General features: G+C 74.1%; 2 protein-coding genes. Both read left to right on the top strand.

All coding sequences use genetic code 11. The features are described from left to right. Window positions 1–223: 223 nt before the first annotated feature. Entirely contained in the window at window positions 224–1567 is a 1344-nt protein-coding gene (locus ABZ318_RS39460; protein WP_356907230.1) for a sensor histidine kinase, read from the top strand. Then, on the top strand, window positions 1564–2247 hold the full coding sequence (locus tag ABZ318_RS39465) for a response regulator transcription factor (RefSeq protein WP_356907231.1): 684 nt from the start codon (window positions 1564–1566) through the stop codon (window positions 2245–2247). Before ABZ318_RS39460 ends, ABZ318_RS39465 begins: the two co-directional genes overlap by 4 nt. Window positions 2248–2347 lie beyond the last annotated feature (100 nt).

Here is a 2347-nt window from a genome sequence, read left to right on the forward strand (position 1 = left end):
CGGCCCCTTCGCGCTGACGGCGCTGATCAGCACGTTCATGCTCACCTACGCCACGGCCATCGGATACGCCACCTCCGAGGTGATGACCGGACTGCCCGCCCCGGCGGAACGATTGCCCACAACGGGGTGGGCGGGAGGCTCGTGTCATACCCCGGTATCAGGGTTCACCCCGGTCCCCGGTATGACGCCCCGCGTCAGGCGTGCTGCCTACGCTGGGTTCGTCATGGACATCGAATCGCGGCCCCAGCCGCCCACCGCTCCCCCGCCCGTCGGCCGTCGTCTCGGTGGTCGGTGGGTGATCGCCCGGACGCGTGAGGTGTTCCAGGGGCTCGGGGCCGCGCTCACCACCCCCACCACGCCCGGTGCCCCGCTCCTCGCGGGCGCGCTCGGGCGTTGGGTGCGGCTGTTGCCGTACGTCGTCGCCTTCGCGTTCGTCGCCGCGCTCCTCCCCTCCACCGTCGTGCTCCTCATCAACGACTACGGCGTGAACGGCGCCCTCGCCGGGGCCGTCGGCACCGCCCAGACGCTGCCGCTGCTGCTCGCCGTCGCCCGGCCCCTGGAGGCCTGGTGGATCGTCTTCGCCGCCGACGTGCTCGGCGCGCTCGTGCTGCTGGGTTCGGACGGCACGCGCGCGGAGTACTGGCCGTGGCCCCCGCCGCTGGTCGTCGGCTACTGCGCCCTGATGCTCGCGATCGGGCTCCGCGAGTCCCGCCGGGCGCTGTTCGGGGTGTGGCTGGCGACCGGCGTGGCCGGTTACGTCCTGGAAGCCTTCCGCCCCGCCGGGTACACCAGCGTCCACACCCTGCTGCTCGTCCTGAGCGGGGTGCTGCTGCTCCTCGCCTCGGCCGTCCGCGCGCGTGGCGAGGCCCAGCGGCGGCTCGCCGAGCAGGAGACCATCAACGAGGCCGAGCGGGCCCGCCGCACGCTCCTGGAGGAGCGGGCCAGGATCGCGCGCGAGCTGCACGACGTCGTCGCCCACCACATGTCCATGATCACCGTGCAGGCGGACTCGGCCCCGTACCGCATCCCCGGACTCCCGGACGCGGCCCGCGAGGAGTTCACGTCGATCGCGGCGAGCGCGCGCGAGTCGCTGGCCGAGATGCGCCGTCTGCTCTCCGTCCTGCGCAGTGACGGCGGCGAGGGCGAGCGGGCCCCGCAGCCGGGCCTCGACCGGGTCCAGCAGCTCGTCGAGGCGACCGTACGGGCGGGGGTCCCGGCCGAGCTGCGGCTCGCCGCCGACCTCGGGGAGGTGCCGCAGGCGGTGGACCTGTCCGCGTACCGGATCGTGCAGGAGGCCCTGGCCAACGTCGTGCGGCACGCGCCGGGCGCCGCGACCCGGGTGTCGGTCCGGGCGGACGACGGCTGGCTGACGGTCCTCGTCGTCAACGGGCCGTCCCTGGAAGAGGGTTCCGCCGTCGAGCGGGGCGCCCCCGGCACCGGGCACGGGCTCGTCGGCATGCGGGAACGCGTACGGTTGACCGGCGGCTCGCTGGACACCGGGCCGCTGCCGGACGGCGGCTTCCGCGTCGCGGCCAGGCTTCCCCTGCGTACGAAGGACACCGAGTGACCATCCGCGTGATCATCGTCGACGACCAGGCCATGGTGCGGGCCGGTTTCGCCGCACTGCTCGCCGCGCAGCCCGACATCGACGTGGTCGGCGAGGCGCCGGACGGGCGGCAGGGCGTGGAGGTGGCGCGCTCGACGCACCCGGACGTCGTCCTGATGGACGTGCGGATGCCGGAGCTGGACGGGCTCGCGGCGGCCCGGGAGATCCTCCATCCGCCGGCCGGGGTCGTGCACCGGCCGAAGGTGCTGATGCTGACCACCTTCGACGTCGACGACTACGTGTACGAGGCGCTGCGCGCGGGCGCGTCCGGCTTCCTCCTCAAGGACGCGCCGCCGGCCGATCTCATCGCGGCGGTACGGGTGGTGGCGGCGGGCGAGGCGCTGCTCGCCCCGTCCGTGACCCGCCGCCTCATCGCCGACTTCGCGGCCTCGCGCCCGGCGCCCCGCCGGGACACCACGGCGCTGCGCCTGAACGGTCTCACGCCGCGCGAGACGGAGGTCCTGGAGCTGATCGCCCGGGGCCTGTCCAACCAGGAGATCGCGGACAGCCTGGTCCTCGCCGAGCAGACGGTGAAGACCCACATCGGCCGGGTCCTCGCCAAGCTGGACCTGCGCGACCGGGCGCAGGCGGTGGTCTTCGCGTACGAGTCGGGGCTGGTCACGCCCGGGGAGTCGCGCTAGGGGGTGTCTTGCCGATCAGGCCGGATCAGGGAGCGGCGTCTGGTGCCGTGCATCGCAAGGCGGAGGAGGGAGGCAGTGGGGTCTCCCCTGTTCGAGCGAA

Origin of the sequence: Streptomyces sp. NPDC006197 (assembly GCF_040613865.1) — a bacterium.
In the GTDB taxonomy this organism is placed as follows: domain Bacteria; phylum Actinomycetota; class Actinomycetes; order Streptomycetales; family Streptomycetaceae; genus Streptomyces.

Coding starts and splice junctions, on each gene's coding strand:
- ABZ318_RS39460 (WP_356907230.1), top strand. CDS start 224: ATGGACATCGAATCGCGGCCCCAGCCGCCCACCGCTCCCCCGCCCGTC.